Raw genomic sequence first — 2,522 nt, forward strand, 5'->3', positions numbered from 1 at the left:
TGAGATCGGCGGTGCAAAATTCGACCACGGTAGCGGCGGGATAGTCCTGCTGCGGGCGGCGTAAAAGTCGTCCACCTATTTTCCTTCTGCGATGACGGCAGGAGGGTTCGGGGATCTATACCGTGGAATTGTATTTGAAGGTCCGTCTTGCGTGCTCCGAAGGGATGACACAGCGCGAGGCGGCGAAGCATTTCAACATATCGCGCGATACGGTTCGCAAAATGCTGTCGTATTCGACGCCGCCCGGCTATCAGCGCCGGTCACCGGTGCGCCGTCCGAAGCTGGATGCGTTCGTTTCGACCATCGATCGATGGCTGGATGAGGACGTGAAGATGCCGCGCAAGCAGCGCCATACGGCCAAGCGGGTGTTCGATCGGCTGCGAGACGAATGTGGCTTCACCGGCGGCTACACGATCATCAAGGATTACATGCGCGAGCGAGCACAGCGTCGCCAGGAGGTGTTCGTGCCGCTGTCGCATCCGCCCGGGCATGCGCAGGCCGATTTCGGCGAGGCGATGGTGGTGATTGGCGGCGTTGAGCAGAAGGCGCATTTCTTTGTGTTCGATCTACCGCACAGCGACGGCTGCTATGTGCGTGCCTATCCGGCGGCGGTGTCGGAAGCCTGGGTCGATGGCCATGTCCATGCATTCGCCTTCTTTGGCGGAGTACCGCAATCGATCGTCTACGACAACGACCGCTGCCTTGTGGCCAAGATCCTGGCCGACGGCACCCGCAAACGGGCTTCCCTGTTCAGCGGGTTTCTGTCCCACTACCTGATCCGGGACCGCTATGGCCGTCCGGGCAAAGGCAATGACAAGGGAAGTGTCGAGGGGCTTGTCGGCTATGCCCGGCGCAACTTCATGGTTCCGATCCCGCAGTTTGCGACTTGGGATGAGCTCAATCTCTGGCTGGAGGAGCAATGCCGCAAGCGCCAGCGCGACAGGCTGCGGGGCGAGAGCGAGACGATTGGGGAACGCTTGCTGCGCGATCTGGCCGCCATGCGCCCGTTACCGGCTTCGCCCTTCGATGCCTGCGACCAGGCCAGCGCCCGTGTCACGGCCCAGGCTCTGGTGCGCTACAAGACCAACGACTATTCGGTTCCCGTCGCCTATGGCCATCAGGACGTCTGGGTCCGAGGCTATGTCGACGAGGTGGTGATCGGTTGCAGCAGTGAGATCATCGCCCGCCATCCCCGGTGCTGGGAACGGGAAGACGTCGTCTTCGACCCGCTGCATTACCTGGCGCTGATCGAGCAGAAGATCAATTCTCTGGATCAGGCCGCCCCGCTCCAGGGCTGGGACCTGCCGCAAGAATTCGCCACGTTGCGCCGCCTGATGGAAGCAAGAATGGGCAAGCACGGCCGTCGTGAGTACGTGCAGGTGTTGCGTCTCATGGAAAGCTTCGAGCTTGCCGATCTGCATGCCGCAGTGAAGCAGGCCCTCCAACTCGGAGCGATCGGCTTCGACGCCGTCAAGCACTTGATCCTGTGTCGGGTGGAACGCCGGCCGCCGAGGCTGGACCTGTCGATCTATCCCTACCTGCCGAGGGCGACCGTCGAGAAGACTTCGGCGAAGGCCTATATGCACCTGCTCGGCGATGCTGAAGAGGAGGACGCGGCATGAGCACCGAAGCGCCTGACACTCCCCCTGCGATCCTGCTTTCCCACCATCTCAAAACCCTCAAGCTGCCGACCTTCCAGCGGGAATATCAGAAGCTGGCCCGGCAATGCGCCACCGAGGGCGTGGATCATACCGGATACCTCGCCCGTCTTGCGGAAAGGGAGATGATCGAGCGGGACCGCCGCAAGGTCGAACGCCGCATCAAGGCGGCAAAGTTCCCGGTCGTCAAAAGCCTCGACAGCTTCGACTTCGCCGCCATTCCCAAGCTCAACAAGTTGCAGGTGCTGGAACTGGCCCGTTGCGAATGGATCGAGCGCCGCGAGAACGTGATCGCCCTTGGACCGAGCGGCACAGGCAAGACGCACATCGCCCTCAGTCTCGGCCTGGCTGCATGTCAGAGGGGCCTGTCCGTCGGCTTCACGACCGCCGCCGCACTGGTCAGTGAGATGATGGAGGCCCGTGACGAACGGCGTCTGCTCCGTTTCCAGAAACAGATGGCCGCCTGCAAGCTGCTCATCATCGATGAACTGGGCTTCGTGCCGCTCTCAAAGACCGGGGCGGAATTGCTGTTCGAGTTGATCTCGCAACGCTACGAACGCGGAGCGACTCTGATCACCAGCAATCTTCCCTTTGACGAATGGACGGAAACCCTGGGATCTGAACGTCTGACCGGTGCGCTGCTCGACCGCGTCACCCACCACGTCAATATCCTCGAGATGAACGGCGACAGCTACCGCCTCGCCCAAAGCCGCGCTCGAAAGGCAGGCTGATCCCCACCCGAAAAATCGCAGCGCACGCATGAGACCCCCGCTCGGGCTACGCCCTCCCGGCGGTCTCATGCGTGCGCCGCAAGTGGACGACTTTTACTCCGCCCATTGGACTGATTTTGCTCCGCCGTTGACA

Annotated in this window: 2 protein-coding genes; both read left to right on the top strand. The window is 61.9% G+C overall.

Going from position 1 to position 2,522, the window contains the following annotated elements:
• Nucleotides 1–122 precede the first annotated feature (122 nt).
• Nucleotides 123–1,622, top strand: coding sequence for an IS21 family transposase (gene istA, locus DCO57_RS22110; RefSeq protein WP_116701086.1), 1,500 nt, complete (start codon nt 123–125; stop codon nt 1,620–1,622).
• Complete coding sequence (istB, locus tag DCO57_RS22115) at nt 1,619–2,389, top strand: IS21-like element helper ATPase IstB (protein ID WP_116701087.1); 771 nt, start codon at nt 1,619–1,621, stop codon at nt 2,387–2,389. Before istA ends, istB begins: the two co-directional genes overlap by 4 nt.
• Nucleotides 2,390–2,522 lie beyond the last annotated feature (133 nt).

It is taken from the genome of Labrenzia sp. 011 (assembly GCF_003075075.1).
Lineage (GTDB): Bacteria > Pseudomonadota > Alphaproteobacteria > Rhizobiales > Stappiaceae > Roseibium.

Excerpts from the sequence above, each read along its gene's own strand:
- istB (WP_116701087.1), top strand. The coding sequence starts at position 1,619 with ATGAGCACCGAAGCGCCTGACACTCCCCCTGCGATCCTGCTTTCCCAC.